22 protein-coding genes are annotated in these 22,044 nt (G+C 66.0%); 11 read left to right on the forward strand and 11 right to left on the reverse strand.

The window, feature by feature from the left end; translation table 11 throughout:
• Positions 1-114 precede the first annotated feature (114 nt).
• From P1K30_RS05975 to P1K30_RS05990, 4 genes are read left to right on the forward strand one after another with little or no spacing between them, the layout of a single operon-like run.
• Positions 115-1,584 (forward strand): 6-hydroxynicotinate reductase, encoded by a 1,470-nt coding sequence (locus tag P1K30_RS05975; RefSeq protein WP_275631780.1) that lies wholly within the window; start codon positions 115-117, stop codon positions 1,582-1,584.
• A complete protein-coding gene (locus P1K30_RS05980) occupies positions 1,584-2,414 on the forward strand; it encodes a UPF0280 family protein (RefSeq protein ID WP_275631781.1) in 831 nt (276 codons plus the stop codon). The genes P1K30_RS05975 and P1K30_RS05980 overlap by 1 nt, the downstream gene beginning before the upstream one ends.
• 20 nt (positions 2,415-2,434) lie before the next feature.
• The gene (mutL, locus tag P1K30_RS05985; RefSeq protein WP_275631782.1) at positions 2,435-4,354 is read left to right on the forward strand and encodes a DNA mismatch repair endonuclease MutL; all 1,920 of its coding nucleotides are present in this window, start codon (positions 2,435-2,437) and stop codon (positions 4,352-4,354) included.
• Complete coding sequence (locus P1K30_RS05990) at positions 4,351-5,520, forward strand: DNA recombination protein RmuC (RefSeq protein WP_275631783.1); 1,170 nt, start codon at positions 4,351-4,353, stop codon at positions 5,518-5,520. The genes mutL and P1K30_RS05990 overlap by 4 nt, the downstream gene beginning before the upstream one ends.
• Here the strand turns inward: P1K30_RS05990 and P1K30_RS05995 are convergent.
• Positions 5,517-6,563 (reverse strand): hypothetical protein, encoded by a 1,047-nt coding sequence (locus tag P1K30_RS05995; RefSeq protein WP_275631784.1) that lies wholly within the window; start codon positions 6,561-6,563, stop codon positions 5,517-5,519. The two genes, P1K30_RS05990 and P1K30_RS05995, sit on opposite strands and share 4 nt — an antisense overlap.
• 97 nt (positions 6,564-6,660) lie before the next feature.
• Positions 6,661-7,041, reverse strand: coding sequence for a hypothetical protein (locus tag P1K30_RS06000; protein ID WP_275631785.1), 381 nt, complete (start codon positions 7,039-7,041; stop codon positions 6,661-6,663).
• A 304-nt stretch (positions 7,042-7,345) separates the two neighbouring features.
• Here P1K30_RS06000 and rpsO point away from each other — a divergent pair, with 304 nt between their 5' ends.
• The gene (gene rpsO, locus P1K30_RS06005) at positions 7,346-7,615 is read left to right on the forward strand and encodes a 30S ribosomal protein S15 (RefSeq protein WP_275631786.1); all 270 of its coding nucleotides are present in this window, start codon (positions 7,346-7,348) and stop codon (positions 7,613-7,615) included.
• A gap of 103 nt (positions 7,616-7,718) precedes the next feature.
• On the opposite strand, the gene P1K30_RS06010 is transcribed toward rpsO, so the two are convergent.
• Positions 7,719-7,940: an N-(5'-phosphoribosyl)anthranilate isomerase gene (locus P1K30_RS06010; RefSeq protein WP_275631787.1), complete on the reverse strand. Its 222-nt coding sequence runs from the start codon at positions 7,938-7,940 to the stop codon at positions 7,719-7,721.
• Positions 7,941-8,171: 231 nt separating this feature from the next.
• Here P1K30_RS06010 and pnp point away from each other — a divergent pair, with 231 nt between their 5' ends.
• The 3 genes from pnp to P1K30_RS06025 all read left to right on the forward strand — a co-directional run bounded on the left by pnp (position 8,172) and on the right by P1K30_RS06025 (position 12,398).
• Complete coding sequence (gene pnp / locus P1K30_RS06015; protein ID WP_275631788.1) at positions 8,172-10,313, forward strand: polyribonucleotide nucleotidyltransferase; 2,142 nt, start codon at positions 8,172-8,174, stop codon at positions 10,311-10,313.
• Positions 10,314-10,874: 561 nt separating this feature from the next.
• On the forward strand, positions 10,875-11,615 hold the full coding sequence (locus tag P1K30_RS06020) for an SH3 domain-containing protein (protein ID WP_275631789.1): 741 nt from the start codon (positions 10,875-10,877) through the stop codon (positions 11,613-11,615).
• Positions 11,616-11,813: 198 nt separating this feature from the next.
• Positions 11,814-12,398, forward strand: coding sequence for a L,D-transpeptidase (locus P1K30_RS06025; protein WP_275631790.1), 585 nt, complete (start codon positions 11,814-11,816; stop codon positions 12,396-12,398).
• A gap of 76 nt (positions 12,399-12,474) precedes the next feature.
• Here P1K30_RS06025 and P1K30_RS06030 read toward each other — a convergent pair whose 3' ends face one another.
• The 3 genes from P1K30_RS06030 to P1K30_RS06040 all read right to left on the reverse strand — a co-directional run bounded on the left by P1K30_RS06030 (position 12,475) and on the right by P1K30_RS06040 (position 16,383).
• The gene (locus tag P1K30_RS06030; protein ID WP_275631791.1) at positions 12,475-13,128 is read right to left on the reverse strand and encodes a peroxiredoxin; all 654 of its coding nucleotides are present in this window, start codon (positions 13,126-13,128) and stop codon (positions 12,475-12,477) included.
• Positions 13,129-13,243: 115 nt separating this feature from the next.
• A complete protein-coding gene (locus P1K30_RS06035) occupies positions 13,244-14,782 on the reverse strand; it encodes a DUF2125 domain-containing protein (protein WP_275631792.1) in 1,539 nt (512 codons plus the stop codon).
• An 83-nt stretch (positions 14,783-14,865) separates the two neighbouring features.
• Complete coding sequence (locus tag P1K30_RS06040; protein WP_275631793.1) at positions 14,866-16,383, reverse strand: DUF2125 domain-containing protein; 1,518 nt, start codon at positions 16,381-16,383, stop codon at positions 14,866-14,868.
• A gap of 128 nt (positions 16,384-16,511) precedes the next feature.
• On the opposite strand from P1K30_RS06040, the gene P1K30_RS06045 reads away from it, so the two are divergent.
• Both P1K30_RS06045 and P1K30_RS06050 read left to right on the forward strand, forming a co-directional pair.
• Positions 16,512-17,264 carry an SDR family oxidoreductase gene (locus tag P1K30_RS06045; protein WP_275631794.1) on the forward strand — a complete coding sequence of 251 codons (753 nt, stop codon included), beginning with the start codon at positions 16,512-16,514 and terminating at the stop codon, positions 17,262-17,264.
• On the forward strand, positions 17,261-17,869 hold the full coding sequence (locus tag P1K30_RS06050; protein WP_275631795.1) for an enoyl-CoA hydratase/isomerase family protein: 609 nt from the start codon (positions 17,261-17,263) through the stop codon (positions 17,867-17,869). The genes P1K30_RS06045 and P1K30_RS06050 overlap by 4 nt, the downstream gene beginning before the upstream one ends.
• A gap of 7 nt (positions 17,870-17,876) precedes the next feature.
• Here the strand turns inward: P1K30_RS06050 and P1K30_RS06055 are convergent, their stop codons facing one another.
• Genes P1K30_RS06055 through P1K30_RS06065 form a run of 3 tightly spaced genes read right to left on the reverse strand, consistent with a single transcriptional unit; the run spans position 17,877 to position 19,182 of the window.
• Positions 17,877-18,263, reverse strand: a complete 387-nt coding sequence (locus tag P1K30_RS06055; RefSeq protein ID WP_275631796.1) for a SpoIIAA family protein — start codon at positions 18,261-18,263, stop codon at positions 17,877-17,879.
• Positions 18,260-18,814 carry an MOSC domain-containing protein gene (locus P1K30_RS06060; protein WP_275631797.1) on the reverse strand — a complete coding sequence of 185 codons (555 nt, stop codon included), beginning with the start codon at positions 18,812-18,814 and terminating at the stop codon, positions 18,260-18,262. The genes P1K30_RS06055 and P1K30_RS06060 overlap by 4 nt, the downstream gene beginning before the upstream one ends.
• Positions 18,815-18,867: 53 nt before the next feature.
• A complete protein-coding gene (locus P1K30_RS06065) occupies positions 18,868-19,182 on the reverse strand; it encodes an HNH endonuclease (protein WP_275631798.1) in 315 nt (104 codons plus the stop codon).
• Positions 19,183-19,223: 41 nt separating this feature from the next.
• On the opposite strand from P1K30_RS06065, the gene P1K30_RS06070 reads away from it, so the two are divergent.
• Positions 19,224-20,408 (forward strand): TIGR03862 family flavoprotein, encoded by a 1,185-nt coding sequence (locus tag P1K30_RS06070; protein WP_275631799.1) that lies wholly within the window; start codon positions 19,224-19,226, stop codon positions 20,406-20,408.
• Positions 20,409-20,473: 65 nt separating this feature from the next.
• Here the strand turns inward: P1K30_RS06070 and holA are convergent, their stop codons facing one another.
• Together holA and lptE are read right to left on the reverse strand one after the other, a co-directional pair.
• On the reverse strand, positions 20,474-21,505 hold the full coding sequence (gene holA, locus P1K30_RS06075) for a DNA polymerase III subunit delta (protein WP_275631800.1): 1,032 nt from the start codon (positions 21,503-21,505) through the stop codon (positions 20,474-20,476).
• A complete protein-coding gene (gene lptE, locus P1K30_RS06080; RefSeq protein WP_275631801.1) occupies positions 21,502-22,011 on the reverse strand; it encodes an LPS assembly lipoprotein LptE in 510 nt (169 codons plus the stop codon). The genes holA and lptE overlap by 4 nt, the downstream gene beginning before the upstream one ends.
• Positions 22,012-22,044: the final 33 nt, after the last annotated feature.

Raw genomic sequence — 22,044 nt, forward strand, 5'->3', positions numbered from 1 at the left:
TTCCCATACGACGCCCGCCCGGCGGCACCGCCGGGCAGCCCCCGACCGCCCTCCCGGGCGGGGGCTTCACCCCCACCCGCGGCCGCGCGCTGCCCTATTCCCCTCAATCGCCACATGACCACCCGCGCCGATACCTCTGAAGGTGAGACCCCGCGCGTCAAGGCCGACAAGATCCGCTGTGATGCCTGCCCGGTCATGTGCTACATCGCCGAGGGCCGCGCCGGGGCCTGCGACCGCTATGCCAACGAGAACGGTCAGATCGTCCGCTGCGATCCGCTGACGATCCTCGACAGCCGCCTTGCCGCCGGACAAGAGGTGGTGCCCTTCCTTGCCCGCGACTGGGACGGGACGATTGCCCCCGACAGTGCGCTGGTTCCCACCGCCATCGGCGCGGGCACGACTTATCCGGATTACAAACCCGCGCCGTTCCTTGTGTCGCGCAGCATCGACGGCGCCGATTTCGTCACCGTCGTGACCGAGGCGATCTTCAGCTACTGCGGTGTGAAGGTGAAGATCGACACCGACCGCCACCTTGGGCCCGAAGCCGCCGCCGTGCGCGCCGGGGGCGAGGTCATTGGCCACGTCACCACCGCCGAGTACGGCAGCCAGATGCTGTCGCTGGGCGGCGTCGATCACTTGACCGGCGGCTCCAAGGCCGAGGGGCGCGCGACCTGCGAGGCGATGCTGGCCCTGTGCAACGGCGAGGCAGTGACGCTGAATGTCGATACCGGGGCCGAGGTCGTGGTGCAGGCAGGGCAACCGCCGATCGTGGACGGTCAGCGCGAAGAGAAAATGCGCGTGGGCTGCGGGTCGGCCACCATCGGCATGTTCGCGGACCAGTGGCAGGGGCTGGTGGACGAGGTTGTCGTCGTCGACGACCATATAACCGGCGTCGTCAGTGAACATCAGGCGGGCAAGGTGATCGGCTGGCCCGACACCGGCATCCGCATCAAGGGCCGCCGGTCCACGCCGGGCCGCTATTTCCAAGTCGCCGAACCCGGGCTTGGCTGGGGCGGCACCAACATCGACGATCCGCTGACCATCCTTGGACCGTGGCGCCCCGAAAAGGGCGCGCGGCCCGGTCTGACCCTGCTGATGGTGTCCACCACCGGAGAACAGTACGGCTATTACGTGCTGAACGACGACCTTGTCCCCGAACCCGGACCGCTGCCCCCGGCGCTGCAACCGACGGTCGCGCTGATCGAAGAGAACTGCGAACCCGCGCTGTGCACGGTGATGTTCATGGGGGGCGCGGGCGGTTCGCTGCGCGCCGGGGTGACGCGCAATCCCGTGGCGCTGACCCGGTCCGTGCAGGCGCTGAAGACCACGGTCACCAGCGGCGGCGCGTCGGTCTATGTCTGGCCCGGTGGCGGCATCACCCTGATGGTCGACGTCACCACCCTGCCCGCGCGGTCCTTCGGGTCGGTTCCGACCCCCGCGCTGGTGGCGCCGCTGGAATTCACGCTGCGCAGCGACGACTACGCCGCCCTTGGCGGACACACGTCCGAAATTCGGTCGCTGGACGACATCATCGCGACGGGCGGCGAGTACGGGACGGCGATCAAAGCCACTGGAAAACCCTGATGCAACGCGCATCCGCCGCGACGCTGCCCGACGGGCGGCTGCATCTGCATCACGGCCCGATGGACATCATCGCGGATGCCGCTGGCCCGGCGCGCGAAGACGCGCTTCGCCGCGCGGCGGCACGGTTCGACGGGCTGCTGGAAGAACTGGTGACCGAACTGCCGATGCTGCGCACACCGGCCACGGAATTTCCAACTGTCGATGGTCCGGTCGCCCAGCGCATGCTGAACGCGGTCACGCCTTTCACGCCAGAGTTTGTCACGCCGATGGCCGCCGTCGCGGGATCGGTCGCGGACGAGATCGTGGCCGCGATGGCGGGGGACGGCGTAACGCGCGCCCATGCCAACAACGGCGGCGACATCGCCTTTCATCTGACCGCCGGCGAACAGGCCAGCGCGGCCTTGGCGGGGCCGGTCCCGGCGCGCATCGACCTGCCGTTCGACGGCCCGGTGCGGGGCATCGCCACCTCAGGCTGGCAGGGGCGCAGCCACTCGCTTGGCATCGCGGACAGCGTGACCGTGCTGGCCACCAGTGCGGCGCAGGCCGACGCCGCCGCGACGATGATCGCCAACGCCGTCGACCTGCCCGATCATCCCGGCATCCTGCGCACCCCGGCGCGCGAACTGTTCCCCGACAGCGACCTTGGCCCGCGCCCCGTGACCGTCGAGGTTCTGCCCCTGACCGAGGCAGAGCAAGCGATGGCCCTCAGCCGCGGCATGGCCGCCGCCGAACGGTACCGGGCAAGCGGGCTGATCGTGGCCGCGCTGTTGGTGCTGGGCGGTGACACGCGCACCACGGGTGATCTTTTCCCCGTGGCAGAATCGCGCTGAGCCATGCTATCCCTTGTGGCATGTCCAGCGCACACCCCAAGATAGACCCAGCGGAAAGCATCCGCACCCCGATCCGTCAGCTTGACGAAGCCGCGATCAACCGGATCGCCGCCGGCGAAGTCGTGGAACGTCCCGCCTCGGCGGTGAAGGAACTGGTCGAGAACGCTTTGGACGCGGGCGCGACCCGGATCGAGGTCGCCGTCGCCGATGGCGGCAAGACTCTGATCCGCGTCACCGACGATGGGCACGGCATCCCCGCCGACGAACTGCCGCTGGCGCTGTCCCGGCACGCGACGTCGAAGATCGACGGGACCGACCTGCTGAACATCCACAGCTTCGGTTTCCGCGGAGAAGCCCTGCCCTCGCTGGGGGCGGTCGGGCGGCTGACGATCACCTCGCGCTCAGGCAACGAAGCGGCGACCATCGCCGTTTCCGGCAGCCGGATCGACCCGGTGAAACCCGCCGCGCTGAACCGGGGCACGGTGGTCGAGTTGCGCGACATCTTCTTCGCTACCCCCGCGCGGCTGAAATTCATGCGCAGCGACCGCGCCGAAAGTCAGGCGGTGGGCGACGTGATCAAGCGGCTGGCGATGGCCGAGCCCTATGTCGGCTTCACGCTGCGCGACGTCTCTGGCGGCGGCGAGGGGCGCGTGACCTTCCGCGCCGATCCCGAAACGGGTGATCTGTTCGACGCCTTGCACGGGCGGCTTGGGCGCATCCTTGGGGCCGAGTTCGCCGAGAACGCGCTGCGGATCGGGGCCGACCGCAACGGGCTGTCGCTGTCGGGCTATGCCGCGCTGCCGACCTATTCGCGCGGGTCCTCGGTGGCGCAGTACCTGTTCGTCAACGGACGACCGGTGCGCGACAAGATGCTGCTGGGTGCGCTGCGGGCGGCCTATTCCGATTACCTGTCGCGCGACCGGCATCCGGCGGCGGTGCTGTTCATCGAGTGCGACCCGCACCTTGTCGACGTCAACGTCCACCCCGCCAAGTCCGAGGTCCGGTTCCGCGAACCCGGCATCGCGCGCGGTCTTATCGTATCTGGCCTGCGGCACGCGCTGGCCGAAGCCGGGCACCGCGCCTCGACCACCGTGGCTGGTGCGACGCTGGGCGCGATGCGGCCAGAGGCACCCGAAGCCTCCGCGCCGCGCGTGTACCAGATGGACCGCCCACGCGGCGGGTATGCCGCGCCGCACCATGCCTCGTCGCGCGCGCTGACCGAAGCCCGTGACTGGCAGGCACCTGATTGGCAGGCCTCCTCCGCTCCTGCCCCGCAGTACGGCTTTGCCGAAACCGGGGCGCGGCAGGCGCGGGTCGAGCCCGTGATCGAGAATGACACGCCCGACGCGACGCCCGCGCATCTGCCGCTTGGTGCGGCGCGCGGGCAGGTTCACCAGAACTACATCATCGCCCAGACCGACGACGGCATGGTCATCGTCGACCAGCACGCGGCGCACGAGCGGCTGGTGTACGAGAAGCTGAAACGCCAGATGGCCGAGAACGGCGTCGCCGCGCAGGCGCTGCTGATCCCCGAGGTGGTCGAAATGTCGGACGGCGATGCGTCCGCCCTGCTGGACTTGGCCGACGACCTGCAACGTCTGGGCCTGACGATCGAACCCTTCGGCGCCGGAGCCGTGGCGGTACGCGAAACGCCCGCGATCCTTGGGCAGGTCGATGCCGCCGCCATGCTGCGCGACATCGTGGACGAACTTGCCGACATGGGCGACAGCCAGACCGTGAAGGACCGGATCGAGGCGGTGCTGTCCCGCGTTGCCTGCCACGGATCGGTCCGGTCCGGGCGCCGCATGACCGGCGACGAGATGAACGCACTGCTGCGCGAGATGGAAGCGACGCCGCATTCCGGCCAGTGCAACCACGGACGTCCGACCTATGTCGAACTGAAGCTGTCCGACATCGAACGGCTGTTCGGCCGCACATGATCGAGATCGGCGGCACCGCCTATTCGCTGCAGGATCCCGTCGTCTGGGTCGCGCTTGGCGGCGGCGGGCTGATGCTGCTTCTTGTCCTGCTTCTGATCGTCTCGATCCGCCGCGCAGGCCGGTCCGCCGCCGCGGCCGAGAAGGTTTCGGCGCATATGGCGGGGCTGGGGCAGCGCGTGCAAATGCTGTCGGACGGGCAGCAACAGCTGTTCGGCGGGCTGAATTCCGTGTCCGAGGCGCAGGCGGTGCAGCAGGCGCAGACGCTGCAACTGATGGAACAGCGGCTGGCCGAGGTCAGCCGGGTAACGGGCGAGGCGCTTCAGGGATCAGCCACCCGCACCGCCCGGTCGCTTGGGGCGCTGCAGGAACGGCTGGAAGCGATCGACAAGGCGCAGGAGAACATCACGCGGCTGTCGGGCGACGTGCTGTCGCTGCAGGACATCCTGTCGAACAAGCAGACGCGCGGGGCGTTCGGGGAAATCCAGTTGAACGACATCGTGGGCAAGGCTCTGCCGTCGGACAGCTATACGCTGCAGGCCACCCTGTCGAACGGTCGGCGCGCCGATTGCCTGATCCATCTGCCGGAACCTCCGGGCCCCATCGTCATCGACGCAAAGTTCCCGCTGGAAGCCTACGAACGGCTTCGCGCGGCAGAGGACAAGGCCGCGCTGGCCGAGGCGCAACGCCAGATGCGCACCGCCGTGCGCGCGCATGTCCGCGCGATTTCCGAGAAGTACATCCTTGATGGCGAGACCGCCGATGGCGCGCTGATGTTCCTGCCGTCGGAAGCGGTCTATGCCGAACTGCACGCGAACTTCCCCGAACTGGTGCGCGAAGGCTTCGACGCGCGGGTCTGGATCGTGTCGCCTACCACCTGCATGGCGACGCTGAACACGATGCGCGCCATCCTCAAGGACGCGCGGATGCGGGCGCAGGCGGGAGCGATCCGCCAGACGCTGCGGCTGCTTCACCGCGACGTGGAATTGGTCCTGCAGCGCGCGGGCAAGCTGGAAACGCATTTCCGTCAGGCGCGCGAGGATGTCGAGGGCATCGGCACCGCCGCCGAACGCGCGGGCAAGCGGGCGGCGAAGCTGGACAACTTCGACTTCGAGGAACTGGAACCGGACCGGGACGGCGCTGTGGTGCCCCTGCCCCGGAACGGTTAGGGGCCGACGTCCAGCCTGATATCCCCCTCGGTCGTGTAGGGCGCGCCGTTCAGGACAGCGATGCGGGTGCCGTTCAACAGCACATCGGCGTCGGCGCCATCCGGCGATGGCGCGACCTGAACGTGCGGGGGGCCGTCCGCCGACCAGTCATCCCCCACCTGAATACGCAGCAGATCATCGCCTGGCGCGAAACCCTGTACCTCGGCCGGCATGGCGGCAGAACCGGTCTGCCAGCCGCCATCCGCCAGTTCGGCGTCCGGGTCCACGGGGTCCAGCACGTCATCCGTGCCGTCGGGCCCGGGGCCGTCCGGCGTGTCGGGATCGACCGGATCAAGGACGTCTCCCGCCACGCCGGGCCCCGGCTGGTCGGGGGTGTCGGGATCGACGGGGTCCAGCACATCTGCCGTATCGTCCGCCTCGTCGGGGTCCACCGGGTCGACAACGGGGCCGTCCTCCTCGGGGCCCGGCGCATCCGGGGTGTCGGGATCGACCGGGTCGATCACGTCGTCCTCCCCGTCCGGGCCGGGCGTGTCCGGTGTATCGGGCTCCGTCGGATCCACGACAACGTCGCCAAGGATCGTCGATGCCTCGTCAAGGCTGATCTCCAGCAGGTCTCCCGACGACAGATCGAGGACAGACAGAAAGACATCCCCCGTCGGCACCTCCTGCAAGCCGGGGAAGGTCAAAGTCATGACCTCGTCATCGGCGAAGGCGATGGACAGGCGCGCGGTGTCGTCGGACGTGGCGGTGTCGAAGAACAGGTCATCCCCGACGCCGGTCAGGTCCAGCACGACGCTGTCCTCGCCCGGCTGGAAATCGGGGAAGCTGTGCTCTCCCGGCCCGGCGGCAAGCAGGTGCCGCGCGCCGTCCCGTGACGCGTCATCGTCCGAGGACCCTCCGGCCATGTCGTCCAGCGGCGTGTCTTCGGTTCCGTGCGGCGTGTCGGGGTCCGGCTCTGGCGGCTGGCCGGGGCCGAAATTGGATTCAAGGATCGGCATCGCCGCGAACGGCAGCAATCCGAGCAATAGCAAAGCGGCAATCAACGTCCCACCTCCGGCGAGGCCCCCACGCGTGTTGTAAGGAGCAGACCTGAAGGAAGAGTCGCAATAACCTTTAGGGTTTAAGCTTAACGTCCGCGCCCTACCCGGCTTCGACGATGCGCACCGCGTCGGCGGTCAGGGGTCCGTTCACCGACTGGACCCGCGCGATCTCGGCCCCGTCCAGCGAAACGACCGATGTGCCGTTGTCGTCGGTCACGGACACGTCCGGGTCCGTCATGCCGACCGGCAGTTCCACGACGATCACGTCAGAGGCAGGGTCGAAGGCGTCCAGCGTCTCGGGGCCCTCGGGGTCATCGGCTTCGGGTGCATCCACCAGCTTGGCAACGTCCATCACCGGCGTGTCACCGGAGTCGCCGCCTACGACCTCTGGGTCGTCCTCGGCGGGTGCTTCGTCATCGTTGGAGAATGCGTCAAGCGACAGGCCCAACAGCATCATGCCTAGCAGCATGGCAAGACTCATCATACCCGATACCCCGGTTTCAGGTTACAGCAGCACGCTGACGCTATCGTTTCGCCACGAGTTCGACAAAATTCCGCCCAATTTCGCCGGGAATGCGCCGTTGTGCCGCGATTGTACCGACGCGTTGCCGGAATTGTCCGGCAGGTGGAAACACCACGCGCGATCTGTCGAGATTCGCGCTTTGCAAAGCCCGGGCGATGGACTATATGCGCGGCTTCCGTCCGGACGATCCGGGCGGTTGCCTCTCCACGGGCCCTGCTGGACGACATCCCGGCTTGCGCCATCAATCCGAAAGGAGACCCCGATGTCGATTACTGTCGAAGAAAAGACCCGCCTGATGAAGGAATTCGCCACCAAGGACGGTGATACCGGTTCGCCGGAAGTCCAGGTTGCGATCCTGACCAGCCGCATCTCGACCCTGACCGAGCACTTCAAGACCCATAAGAAGGACAACCACTCGCGTCGTGGCCTTCTGAAGCTGGTGGCTCAGCGCCGCAAGCTGCTGGACTACGTGAAGGGCAAGGACGTGAAGCGCTACCAGGACCTGATCCAGCGCCTCGGCATCCGCCGCTAAGCGACGGCACAGTCCGATTTTCGACGCCCGCCCGGTCCGCCGCGCGGGCGTTTGATTTTCCGGCTTTCGAATTTTCGACGAAAGCCCACCGGCTGTCGCCCTATCAGACCAACCGGCGCATCGGCGCGCGATTGCAGATCACGATGAACTGGCCGCCAGCCTCTAGCAGGTGAAACCCGCGCGCCCGCACTGCGGCGACGAAGGTGGCGCGCCCGATCTCAGCCTCGACCCAATCGACCGAACGGCGGACCACGCCGCCATCCCCGACCGCCTTGGCAGAGAACAGAAGTTCGACCCATTGATCCGGGCGGCTGTAAGACGGCATGACCATGCCGCAACCTTTCCCGGGCGGGGTTAACATTTCCTGAACAGGTGACCCGCCGTCAGAGAAACCGGTTTCAAAATGCGCCATTCTCCTGTATGGCCCGCCCATCTGAGACGATGTGCACCAGTCCCCGGCACGCGAAATGGATGACAGGGGACGGCGGCAATGGGGCCGCCAATCAAACGGGAGACCCGGGATACGCCCGGGAGGGCTCCCTCATAGGATACGCATATGTTCAACGTTACGAAGAAATCGATGCAGTGGGGCGAAGAGACGCTCACGCTGGAAACGGGCAAGGTCGCCCGTCAGGCCGACGGCACCGTGATCGCCACTCTGGGCGAAACGTCGGTCATGGCGAACGTCACGTTCGCCAAGAAACAGAAGGAAGGCCAGGACTTCTTCCCCCTGACCGTCCACTACCAGGAAAAATACTACGCCGCCGGTAAGGTTCCGGGCGGCTTCTTCAAGCGCGAGGCCCGGCCGACCGAAAAGGAAACGCTGACCGCCCGCCTGATCGACCGTCCGATCCGCCCGCTGTTCGTCCCCGGCTTCAAAAACGAAGTTCTGGTGATGTGCACCGTGCTGTCGCACGATCTGGTCAACGACCCCGACATCGTCGCGATGATCGCCGCCTCGGCTGCGCTGACGATTTCCGGTGCGCCCTTCATGGGCCCGATCGCCGGTGCCCGCGTGGGGTACGAGGATGGCGAATACATCCTGAACCCGGAAGTCGACGACATGCACAAGCTGCGTGAGAACCCGGATCAGCGTCTGGACCTCGTCGTCGCCGGCACCAAGGAAGCCGTGATGATGGTGGAATCGGAAGCCTACGAGCTGACCGAAGCCGAGATGCTGGGCGCCGTCACCTTCGCGCATGAGCAGATCCAGCCGGTCATCGACCTGATCATCGACCTGGCCGAAGACGCCGCGAAGGAACCCTTCGACTTCCAGCCGCCCGATTACTCGGCGCTGTACGACGCGGTGAAAGCTGCGGGCGAAGAGAAGATGCGCGCCGCATACGCGATCACCGACAAGCAGGAACGGACCACCACCGTTTCCGCCGTCAAGGAAGAGATCATCGCCGCGCTGACCGAAGAGCAGCAGGCCGATGCGAACCTTGGCTCGGCGCTGAAGAAGCTGGAATCCAGCGTTCTGCGCGGTGATGTCGTGAAGAACGGCCGCCGCATCGACGGCCGTCGCACCGACGAGGTGCGCCCGATCGTTTGCGAAACCGGCCTTCTGCCGCGGACGCACGGTTCGGCTCTGTTCACCCGTGGCGAGACGCAGGGCCTTGTGGTCACCACGCTCGGCACCGGCGACGACGAACAGATGATCGACGCGCTGAACGGCACCTACAAGTCGAACTTCCTGCTGCACTATAACTTCCCGCCGTACTCGGTCGGTGAAGTGGGCCGCGTTGGTTCGCCGGGTCGCCGCGAGATCGGTCACGGCAAGCTGGCTTGGCGTGCGCTTCAGGCCGTTCTGCCTGCCGCCACCGACTTCCCCTACACCATCCGCGTCGTGTCGGAGATCACCGAGTCGAACGGTTCGTCGTCGATGGCTTCCGTCTGCGGCGGTTCGCTGTCGATGATGGATGCCGGTGTTCCGCTGAAAGCTCCGGTGGCCGGTGTGGCCATGGGCCTTGTGCTGGAAGAAGACGGCTCCTACGCGATCCTGACCGACATTCTTGGCGACGAGGATCACCTCGGCGACATGGACTTCAAGGTTGCGGGGACCGAGAACGGCATCACCTCTCTGCAGATGGACATCAAGGTCGCGGGCATCACGCCCGAGATCATGGAAAAAGCCCTGGCTCAGGCCAAAGAGGGCCGGATGCACATCCTTGGCGAGATGGCCAAGACCCTGACCGAAGCGTCGGGCTTCTCCGAGCACGCGCCGCGCATCGAAACGATGACGGTTCCGCAGGACAAGATCCGCGAAGTCATCGGGTCGGGCGGCAAGGTCATCCGCGAGATCGTGGAAGTGTCGGGCGCCAAGGTCGACATCAACGACGACGGCGTGATCAAGATCGCCTCGCCGAACGGCGAAGCCATTCAGAAGGCCTATGACATGATCTACTCGATCGTGGCCGAGCCGGAAGAAGGCAAGATCTACAAGGGTAAGGTCGTGAAGATCGTCGACTTCGGCGCCTTCGTGAACTTCTTCGGCAAGCGTGACGGCCTTGTGCACGTCAGCCAGATCCTGCCCAAGCGCCTGAACCATCCGTCGGATGTGCTGAAGGAAGGTCAGGAAGTCTGGGTCAAACTGCTGGGCTTCGATGATCGCGGCAAGGTTCGCCTGTCGATGAAGATCGTCGATCAGGAGACCGGCGAAGAGATCGCGGAAGAGAAGAAGGAAGAAGCTGCCGACTAAGGCGCTTCGACCTTAAGAGTTAAGGAAGGCCCCGGCAGCGATGCCGGGGCCTTTTGCGTTGCAGGCTGCGAATGGCGATGTGCCATCATCCAACGCGTGTTTTCGGCATACATGCAGTCAACACAGACTTGAGAAACTCATCTTTAAAATTAGGCATTTATTGAAGCGTTATTGGCAGTCCTCGCATATATACGAGAATTTCCGTATGGTTATTCTTGATCCAAGGCACCACATGCCGTTGATGAAAATCACACCGGATGAAAACCCGGCAACGCATGAGCAAAAACATCGAAACCGCCGCTCAGGAACGAAAAGAGGTACATTTAAGAAGAAGATATTAAGTATAAATTTTGAATAATGTGCGAAAGCGTGTGCAGATTAAATTCTCCTCATTCTCTCGCTTTTCTCGCCGCTGCCTTATTCTGGCCGTGGCGGCAATGTGTAGATCCCGGCAAGCAGCCCCGCTTCCTCCTCCTCCTCCTCCTGCGGGGCTGCTTGCGATCGGCGCTGAAGTCTTCTGCGTCCCCCACCCGAACTTGGTAATGTAAAGAGACCTGTATCGTGACACACCCGTTCAAACCGGCCCTGAAGGGCGTTTTCCTTGCCGCGACACTTGGACTTCCCGGCGCGGCCATCGCGCAGGGCGTGCAGCAGGCCGTCATCGACTTTGTCCAATGCTACGAAGAGCCTGCCGCGGCAGAAACGATCGTGGACATGGCGACCGGCGGCATCTTGAACCTGTCCGCCAAATGGCACGAGGACAGCAGCAGCTGCTTTCCCTTCAACGGGGGCGGCCTGACCATCAATGGGATTACCTTCGACACGATCTGCGCCTTCGACGAGAATGTGAACGTGCCGGGCTGGTCCACCTATTTCGAGCGTGGCCCCGGCACCAGCCCCGGCACCTTTCTGGAACTGCGCAGCCAAGCGTCGGTGTCCGTTCTGGAAAGCTGGGCGCTTCAGCTGTCGCCGTCAGGCTATGGGATCGACATCGACACCCTGTACGGCGGCGGCGCCTATGTGATGTGCTCAAGTTGGTCGATGGAAAGCGACTCGTACATCGAAGACGTCGAGATCTACGAAGAGTATCAGGACGCCATGGTCGTCGACCCGGACGGCTACACCAACATCCGCAGCGGGCCGGGCACCAATCACGCCATCATCGGCCGCGTGTACGCCGACGAAATCAACATGGAGGTCATCCCCACCAACCAAGGGTGGTGGCAGGTCCGGACCTATGACGGGGTCGAGGGCTGGATGCACTCTTCGCGGATCGAACTGGTCTACTTCGACCAGAACTGATCCGCCCGAACAGGCGAACCAAGGCCGCGTCCGACAGGCTTCGGGCGCGGCTTTTTCATGCGCTCCGCCGCCGTCGTTCTGCATAGCGCACGGTCGAAGGATTGAACCTTTTCCGTGGGTTCCGCGTTCCACTGCCAACAGAGCAAGGAACACGAGCTTTCCCGCCGCACCGGGCGGGACCCAATGAAAGGACCCATTATGGTTTCCCGTCGTACTTTCCTCGCCAGCGGTTCGGCTTCGCTTGCCGCGCTGGCCGCCGCCCCTGCATTCGCGCAGGAAACCTACACGGTTCCGCAGGAACACATGCCGATGCGCGTCCGCGTGTCGAAGGATTACCCGGCGGGCGAGATCCACGTCGACCCGAACCGCTTCTACCTGTACCTGACCGAAGGCGACGGGCAGGCGCTGCGTTACGTCGTTGGCGTGGGTCGCGACGCGCTGTACGAAGACGGCACCTTTACCGTCGGGCGCAAGGCAGAGTGGCCGACGTGGACGCCGACGCCGGACATGATCGAACGCGATCCCGCCAGCTATGCCCAGTACGAAGACGGAATGCCGGGTGGCCCGGACAACCCGTTGGGCGCGCGGGCGCTGTACCTGTACAACGACGCAGGCTACGACACCGCGCTGCGCATCCACGGGACGCCGCAGCCTTGGACCGTGGCGTCGGCCATCTCGAACGGGTGCGTTCGGCTGGTGAACAGCCACGTCGTGCATCTGTACGAACGTGTGGCCGAGGACACGAAGGTCGTGCTGCACCCCAAGATGGCCCCAACAGCCTAAAACGACGGCTGACGCACCCTGAACGAAAAAGGCCCCGCCAAATTGACGGGGCCTTTGTTTTACCTAACGGTAATCCTTACGACGGCAGCTTGGCCTTGCGCAGATAGGGGAACACGGTTTCGAACTCGCCGTATTTCGCCTTTGCGTCGTCGTTCGAGACCGAAGTCGGGATGATCACGTCCTGACCGACTTCCCAGTTCGCCGGCGTCGCGATGGTTTCCTTGGCGGCGGTCTGCAGACCGTCCAGCGCGCGCAGCACCTCGGCGAAGTTGCGGCCGACGTTCATGGGGTAGGTCATCGACAGCTTCAGCTTCTTGTCCGGGCCGATGATGAAGACCGATCGCACGGTCGCGCTGTCGGCCGGCGTCGCGCCGTCGGGCAGATAATATTCAGCCGGCAGCATGTCGAACGCCTTGGCAACCGCAAGGTCGGTGTCGGCGATGATCGGAAAGCCCACGTCGGACGAGGAATAGCTTTCGATGTCGCCGATCCACTTCTTGTGATCCTCGACGCCGTCCACCGAGATGCCGATCACCTTGGTGCCGCGCTTTGCCCATTCGTCGGACAGCTGGGCAACAGCGCCGAATTCGGTGGTGCAGACGGGCGTGAAATCCTTCGGGTGCGAGAACAGGATCGCCCAGCTGTCACCGATCCAGTCGTGAAAGCTGATCTCGCCCTGGCTAGTCTCGGCCTTGAAATCCGGCACGGTGTCGTTGATGCGAAGTCCCATGACATCTCCCTTTCTTAGCCCTGTGGGGGCAAAATAATTCGGCGCGGGCAATCCACCCGCGCCACATACATGATGCGATGGGCGCGGGGCGACAACCCCGCGCGCTGCTTTGCCGCTAGCGGATGCGTTGACCGTTTGCGCTGATCTGCCCGGTTTCACCGTCGATCTCGATGTCAGACGTATAGGTGCCCTCGTCATCGCGCTGCGCGAAGCCGCCCAGCATCATCCGCGCCATGCCGGCCTGATCTTCGGGCACAAGGCCCATCGCGATCAGCGTGTCCAGCAACGGATCGAAGCCCTTCAGCGTCACGGTCGCCGCGCCATCGGTGGCGGGGAAGCCGTCGAAGGTCTCAAGATCGCTGTTGTCGAGCGTGAAGGCGCCCTGCGCCATCACCTCGGCCCCGACGGCGTTCAGCAGGATCTCGGTGATGCCGACCTCTGACACTTCGGCCGGGACTTCATCAGAACTTTCAAGCTCGACCAGCTGATCGTAGCTGACCATGTCGAACAGCAGCTTCAGCTTGGCGGTCAAGTCGATCACCACCTGCATCGGGTCACGCGGAAGCTGGCCCGCCGGATCGACCATGCCCCAAAGCGAGTCGCCAAGCGTCAGACCGTCCAGAGCAAACCGCATGTGCGAGTCGGCGGGTTCGTCGCTGCGCAGGACCGGAACGCTCAGGCTGCCATCGGCCATCGAGATGGCGAACTGCAGCGGGATCGGCATGATCATCGGCTGCATCAGCTCCATCTCATAGTTTTCGACCTGCCCGGTCAGGCTCAGTCCCTCGGCGCTGAACCCAAGCGTCCCTGTGGTCAGGCCATAGCTCGCGGTCTGCGATCCCAACGGCTCGTCGTTCAGCGTCTGATCCTGTTCGGTTTCCTGACTGTCCAGACGGTACTCGTAACTCAGCATCAGACCGTCGCGCAGCGCCTCGCCCAGCGCCATGATGGACATGCCCTGCGGAAGCGCCATCTCGCCCGAGCTTTCCATGGCACCCATCACGGCCGAGTTGTTTTGCACCAGCGTGTCGCCATCCGGCGTGGTCATTTCGAACCCGATGTCGAATGCGCCGGACTCCATCGTGCCGCGGGTCGACATGCGGACAAGGTCGTCGCCCCAGATCCGGTAGAACCCCTTCATGGTCTCGAAGCGCATGTTGCCGTCAATGTCCGCTTCTGGCGCTTCCTCGCCCGGCGCGCCCTGCAGTTCGAGCCCCGTGAACGCGACGTCGTAGGCATCGAGTTCATAGTGATAGGTGACGTCCCCAGCCTCGCCCGTCGCCGTCGTGACGTAGTTCTCGGCCCCCAGCGTCACGGTGGTGCTGAAGCTTCCTTCGCCCTCCAACGCGCCGCGTATCGCAAGGTCCTGCGACGCGGGCATCTCGATCCGAACGGTGCCGTCGTCCAGCCCGGTGAGGACAAGTGCGCCCATGTCCACTTCAAGGCTGCCGGTGTCGTTCGGGAAGGCGAAGGCGACGACCATGTCCGATACCGTCAGGGTCGCGCCGTCCTCAGCAAGTTCGGCCGTCACTTCGGCACCCATAGCGGACATGGCCAAGGACATGTTGTCCCAGACATCCTGCGGTGTCACGTCAGCGGCGGCGGCCAGCGGGAACAGCGTCAACGCGGCAATCGGAAGGGGGGCTTTGGTCATCCGTGTACTCCTCAAATGGACGTGCCGCCGCGATGAAACGCGACGGCACGAAAAAGGCAAGCCTTTGTTATTCCGACAAAGCCTTACTGCAGGCGCTGCCCGTTGGCCGAAATCGCACCGGTGGCACCGTCGATTTCGATCTCGGAGACCAGCGAATCCTCGCCCTCGCCCGGACGGGCGAACAGGCCCATCATCATGCGCGCGCCCATCGCCTGGTCCTGCGGCAGCAGGCCCATCGCGACGAGGTTGTCGAGCAGCGCATTGGCGCCGACAAGCTGCAGGTACAGACGCCCGGTCGGGGCCGGGATGCCGTCGAAGGTTTCAAGATCGTTCATGTCGAACGTGAAGCCGCCGTTGCCGGTCAGATCCGCACCGGCCACCTCGAGCTTCAGCTCGTTGACGTCCAGTTCGTGGATCTCGGCCGGCATCTCGTCGTCGACCATTTCCATCGATTCCGGATCGAACAGATCGAACAGGAAGTTCGCCTTGCCGGACAGGTCCAGACGCAGCGTGGCCGGATCATGCGGAAGCGTGCCCGACGGGTCGATCAGGCCCCAGATCATCTCGCTTACACCCAGTTCGTTCAGCGTCAGGGCAAAGGCGAAATCCTGCGGTTCTTCGCTTTTCGACACCGGCGTGGTCAGGGCAAAGCCCATCTCGGCCATCGTCACAACGACCTCGGGCAGCGGGATCTGAGCACCCGACAGGGTCATATCGATCCCGGTGTTCGACACATCGTAGGTCAGCGCCTCGGAGCTGAGGCCAACCGACAGCGAACCGCTTTCGGCGGCACCGCTCAGGTTGAAGCTGTCATCCTCGTTGTCCATGACGATGTCGTAGGTGCCAGCGCCGTGCGTGATCGTGGTCATGCTCGACTGTCCAGCCGCCAGCGCGGTCGACAGTTCCTTCACGCCCCCGGCCATCAGCGCCACGGACCCTTCGGATTCCATGCTCAGATCCGCAAGATCGGCGGTGATGTCGAAGGTTCCCTCGCCGCCCTCGGGCTCGTCCATGTGCGCAACCAAGGACATCGTCGCAGCGGTCAACGTCGACACGGCAGTCGCGTCGGCGTCGGTCCGGTAGACACCGGCGACATCCGACAGGGTCACGTCGGCGTCCAGTTCCACCGCCTCGCCGTCGACCACAAGATCACCCACTTCGATGGCAATGCTGGCCGCGGAGAAGTCGTAGTTCACCGCATCCGGATCGCCGGACGCGGTCATGTCCAGACCGTCGTAAGAGAAGGTCAGCGCCATCTCGACCGTCTCGCCACCCTCTTCGGGCGTGATGTTCACCATGACGTCGTAGGTGGGCGCCATCGTGATCGACACGGTGCCATCGCCGTTCTCGGAGAAGACGACTTCCGAGATGGTCGCGGTCGCGCTTGCGTCGGTGGTTTCCATCGCGACGGTCATGTCGGTGACGGTCAGGGTGCCGCCATCCTGCGTTTCGGACCCGGCGGAAAGCGTTTCGCCCATCTGCGTCGCCATCGACTGCCATGCGGCCCAGACGTCGGCGCTGCTCACGTCGGCCTGAGCCGTCGTCGCGCCGGCCGCAATCAGAATTCCTGCGGTGCCGCTGAGAAGATGCCAGTGTTTCATTTGTTTCCTTCCAGGAATAATTTGAACCATACCAACTTCGTTTGGCTGGCAATCGGGGTCAAGCTAGGTCTTTTTTGAGGCAAGGTATTCCCGACCCGCACAAAAAAGCATGAGAAGGAAGTGAACGCATGGATTTCAACGGCAAGACAGTGCTGATCACCGGGGCCAGCCGTGGGATCGGCGCCGCCGCGGGCCGGGCGTTCGCCGCAGCCGGCGCGAAGGTCGCCCTGCTTGCGCGCTCCGAGACCGAGATCGGCGCACTGGCCGATGACATCGGATCGGCCGCCATCGCGATCCCCTGCGACGTCAGCCGCTACGAGGACATCGAAAGCGCCGTGAAGACGACCGTCGACACGTTCGGCAGCCTCGATGTGCTGATCAACAACGCGGGCGTGATCGACCCGATCGCCCACATCGCGACCTCTGACCCCGAAGGCTGGAGCCGCGCGATCGACGTCAACCTGAAGGGCGTCTACTACGGGATGCGCGCGGCGATGCCGGTGATGCTGGCGGCGGGCGGCGGCAGCATCCTGACCGTGTCCTCCGGCGCGGCGCATCACCCGGTCGAGGCATGGTCGCACTACTGCGCCTCGAAGGCGGGCGCCGCGATGCTGACCCGCTCTGCCGATGCCGAGTATCGCGGGCGCGGCATCCGCGCCATCGGCCTGTCGCCCGGCACGGTCGCCACGCAGATGCAGCGCGAGATCAAGTCCAGCGGCATCAACCCGGTCAGCCAATTGGACTGGTCGGCGCACATCCCGCCCGAGTGGCCCGCGACGGCGCTTATGTGGATGGCGACCGCCGATGCCGACGACTGGCTGGGCGAAGAAATCTCGTTGCGCGATGAAACGATCCGCGCCCGGCTGGGGCTGACCGCGTGATCCGGCTGGACCGGGACGGCGCCCTGTGGACGGTCACGCTGGACCGGCCCGACAAGGCCAACGCGCTGACCAAGGCGATGCTGGCAGAGCTTGCCGGCATCGCGGCAGACGCCGCCGGTCAGGCGCAGGCGCTGATCCTCACCGGCACGGGCGGCGTGTTCTCGGCCGGCGCCGATCTGGCAGAAGCCCGCGCGGGGCTGGCCACGGACCCGGTGTGGGAACAGCTGTCTGGCGCCATCGCCGCGCTGCCCTGCCTGACCGTCGCCGCGCTGAACGGCACGCTGGCTGGCGGCGCCTTCGGCATGGCGCTTGCCTGTGACCTGCGCCTTTCGGTGCCCGGCGCCCGGTTCTTCTATCCGGTGATGAAACTGGGATTCCTGCCGCAACCGTCGGACCCGGTGCGGCTGCGCGCACTTGTCGGCCCGGCCCGCGCGCGGATGATCCTGATGGCGGGTCAGAAGATCCCCGCCGACACGGCGCTGAGCTACGGTCTTGTCGATGAACTCGTAGAACCCGAGGCGCTCCTGCCACGCGCCCAGGCGCTTGCAGCCGACACGCTGGCCGCGTCATCCGCACATGTCGCCGCGATCAAGGCGATGATCTGAACCCCGGTCAGGCGCTTTGCGGTCCCGCAGGCGTCTTCTCCGACACCCACGCCCGCGCCTCTTCCAACTCGGCCAGCCCGAACACCCGCGTCTCCACCGGCGACAGCATCGCCGCCGCACCGGCGAACGGCACCAGCCACGGCAGGTCTGTCACCAGCGCCGCGCGCCGCAGCCGGCTCATGGTCTGAAGCCCCGACCACGCGTTGCCCAACGCGGCCGGCAGGTTCACGAATCCGATCCCCCGCACCACCTTCAGCACGGAAATCTCGCCCTGCGCCGCGATGAAGGCCTCTAGCCGCGGCATGATCGCGTCGAAATCCGCCTTGCCGACGGTGCCATCGACGACGATCTCGACATACCCTGCCTTGGGGTGTTCGGTGAAACCGACGCTCATGATCCGACCTTTCTGACCCCGTCGCCCACGGACACGACGCCATCCACGACGACCCGCCCGTAAATTCCCCGCAGCCGCAGATCGCGACCGCGTCCCGTGTTGACGAAAACGCAGGCGTCCCGGCCATAACGGTCGATGAAGTTCTGACAGCCGTTGTGCGGTTCTGTGGTGATCACGATCTCGGCCGTTCCCATCGCCAGCCGTGTGCCCGGCGGGCAATTGTCCGGCGACAGGTCCATCTCAATGAACAGGTTGTCGCCCGCAGGCGCCCAGTCCGCGGGATCGAGCCCGGCGATGGCCTCGATCACCCGGGCGGGCATCAGGCAGATCTGCACGTCGGGATGCGGCGCCCCGTCGTCGGTCTCGCGCCAACAGCCCTTTGCCCAGTGATCGCCATGCATCCCGCCCGCAAGGCTCATCTCGCCCGAGGAGGGCATCTCGCGCGCGCCGGGGGCGGGCCGGACGACGATCGCCCGCACTATGCCCTCGGCCGGCGCGGCCTCGATCCGCGGCAGCGCCGCCTGCAACTGTTCCATCGTCGCGTGAGCCATCCGAACCTCCAGTCCCCTGCCACCATGCAGCCCGGGCCCGCATCCGCAAGCCCTCAGCGCCGGGCCCGGCGCTTTCCCGGCGTCTTCGAATGGAAGTCCGGCGGCCGCTTGCCGACCCACGCGATGAACTTCGCCAGCCGTGGATGCGCCCGAAGCGCCTCTGGCGTGGCATAACTGCGCGCCAACTCGGCCTCGGTCAGCGTCGCGTGGATCTCGTTGTGGCAGATCTGGTGCAAACGCACGGTCTCGCCCCCCTTGCCGCCCCGCAGCTTGGGCACAAGGTGGTGCAGGCTTTGCTTCGCCCAAGGCGGAATCACCCGCCCGCACAGGGCGCAGACCGGCCAGTCGTCTTGTCCTTCGTCGCTCACGATGCCACAGGATGGCGCGAAACCAGCGACAGGCAAGCCCGATGACCCACCCCACCGCCTTCGTGATCGGCGCCGGCCCCGCGGGGCTGATGGCGGCTGGCGAACTCGCGGCGGCCGGGGTCGCGGTGACGGTGGCCGAGGCGAAGCCCTCTGTCGCCCGCAAGCTGCTGATGGCGGGCAAGTCCGGGCTGAACCTGACCAAAGCCGAAGACCCCGCCCGCTTCCGCGCCGCCTATGCCGAAGCCGCAACCTGGCTGGCCCCGATGCTGGACGCGTTCGGACCGGACGCCGTGCAGGACTGGGCACGCGGGCTGGGGCAAGAGATGTTCACCGGCTCCACCGGGCGCGTGTTCCCCAAGGCGATGAAGGCCTCACCGCTACTGCGCGCATGGCTGGCGGACCTGGCGGCGCAAGGCGTGACGATCCGCACCCGCTGGCGCTGGACCGGCTGGGACGGCGACGCGCTGACCTTCGACACGCCGGACGGCGAAAGACGGGAAACACCGGCGGCGACCATCCTCGCGCTCGGCGGCGCAAGCTGGGCGCGGCTGGGCTCTGACGGGGCCTGGGCGCCGTGGCTTGCCGCGGCGGGGGTCGAACTTGCCCCCTTCGCCCCGGCCAACGCCGGCCTGCGGATGGACTGGTCGCCGCACATGGCGCGCCACTTCGGCACCCCGGTCAAGGGCGTGCGCCTCACCGCTGGCGCACAGGACACCCGGGGCGAGTTCGTCGTCTCGGCCCGCGGACTGGAAGGCGGCGCGATCTATGCGCTGACCCGCCCACTGCGGGACGGCGCACCGCTGATCGCGGATCTGCGGCCAGACGTCGGCGTCAGCCGGCTGGCCCACCGCCTGTCGCGCCCGTCCAAGACATCGGTGTCGAACCGGCTGCGCAAGGACGCGGGGCTTTCGCCGGTGCAGATCGCCCTGATGCGGGAAGCCTTGCCGACCCTCCCCGCCGGCGCCGAGCTTGCCAAAGCGATCAAGGCGCTGCCGATCCCGCACGCCGGCCTGCGCCCGATGGACGAGGCGATCTCGACCGCCGGGGGAATCGCCCGCGCGGCGCTCGACGACGGCCTAATGCTGCGCGCGCGGCCCGGCATTTTCGCCGCCGGAGAAATGCTCGACTGGGAGGCCCCGACCGGCGGTTACCTTCTGACCGCCTGCCTTGCCACCGGCCGCCACGCCGGGCGCGCGGCCGCCGCGTGGCTGGCGCGTCAGGCCTGATCCCGCCTGCTTCTTCTCTTGGAAAATACCTCGGGGGAGTCGCGCAGCGACGGGGGCAGAGCCCCCTACCTGCGGGCCGAGGCCAGCATCGAAAGCCGGATCAGCGTGCGTTCGACCAGCGCCATCGCCGGTGCGCGCTGCTGGGCCGAGCGCAGCTGAAGGTCGGTATCGGTCAGCATTTCAAGCGCCTGCGCCAGACGCGCCGCGCCCCAGCCCTGCGCCTGCCGCTGCATCCTGTCCCGTCGCGGTCCGAACACCGGCGGGCGCGCGCGGCCCAGACCGGCACCGGGCCCGCCGGGATCGGATGCGGCGGCGTACAGCGTGCGGAAGTGCCGGGTCGCCCCGATCACAAGCCCAACCGGCTGCACACCCTGCCCCTCGAGCTTCAGCATCAGCGGTCCGATCTCGCGCGTGCGGGCCTCGGCGACCACGTTCAGAACATCGTCCATCGCGGCTTCGGTGGTCGCGGGGGCGCAGGCGGCGACGTCGTCCGGCGACAGCGGCGCAGGGTCGTCCAGCTTGAACAGGGCCAGCTTCTCGATCGTCTGGCGCAGGTCGCCGGGGTCCAGCATCCGCGACAGGGCGACAAGTTCCGACATTCCATCACCGCCGACGTTCTTCAGGCCCGCCTTCGCCAGTTCGGCCTCCAGCTCCTCGCGGCTGGGCGGGTCGTTGTAGATCCCGACCGCAAAGCCGTTTTTCAGGCCTTCGAACAGCTTGCGCAGCGCGGATTTGGCGGTCAGCGAGCCTGCCGTCACAACGACATGGGCATCGCCCGGCCGCCAGCCGTCGAACGCGGCGGCGATGGTCTTGGCCAGCCCGTCGCCCGCGTCCTCGACAAAGACCGCGCGCGGCCCGGGAAAGAAGCCGGTTTCGCGCACCGCGTCCGTCACCAATGCCGCGTCCTTGCGCAGCTCGGACGCCGGAATCCGGGTCAGGCGCATCTCTTCCTCGCCCCGCGGACCGACGATGGCGGCCACCAGTTCCTGCCGCTTCAGCGCGACGCGCATCGCGTCCTGCCCATAGATCAGCGTCCCGCAGCAGCCGGGATCGGGTTTCGAGAAATGGCTGGCGGAATCCCGGGCCGAAAGCTTCATCGCCGCCAGTCCGGCGCGGTCGCGATCAGTTCGGTCACAAGCTGGTCGGCCAGAATCACCATCAGCCGTTCATAGGCGTCCTCGGTCGCCGAGATCTCGCCGATGATCGACCCGGTGGCGGAATAGCCGGTGAAGTTTTCGACCTTGCCGGTCGCCAGCTTAGCGCCGGTGGCACGCTCGGTCAGGGAATAGTCGATACGCCCAAGCACGTTGTACCGCGTGGTCGAGCGTTCGGGCGTGATGCCGACGCCGTCCTCGCGCACCGAAATGGTGTAGTCCAGCAGGTAGGGCGCCGCCTCGGGCAGGCCCAGCCGGTCTTCCATCCGCGACACGAAGACGAAGCCTTTGCGGTCTTCGGGGTCGGCGACGAAGATCTGTCCGCGCAGCCCTTCGGCCTGCCCGCCCGGCCCGAAGACCGGGGTGAAACCGCAGGCGGACAGGGCCAGCGCCCCCATCAGGGCCAGCATGCCGCGGCGAGAGGCGGTCGGGGCGGGCGAAGTCGTCATCGAAAATCCGGTCTGTCGAGTCTGGTTGGCGTC

Source organism: Psychromarinibacter halotolerans (genome assembly GCF_029168315.1).
GTDB classification, from domain to species: Bacteria; Pseudomonadota; Alphaproteobacteria; order Rhodobacterales; family Rhodobacteraceae; genus Psychromarinibacter; species Psychromarinibacter halotolerans.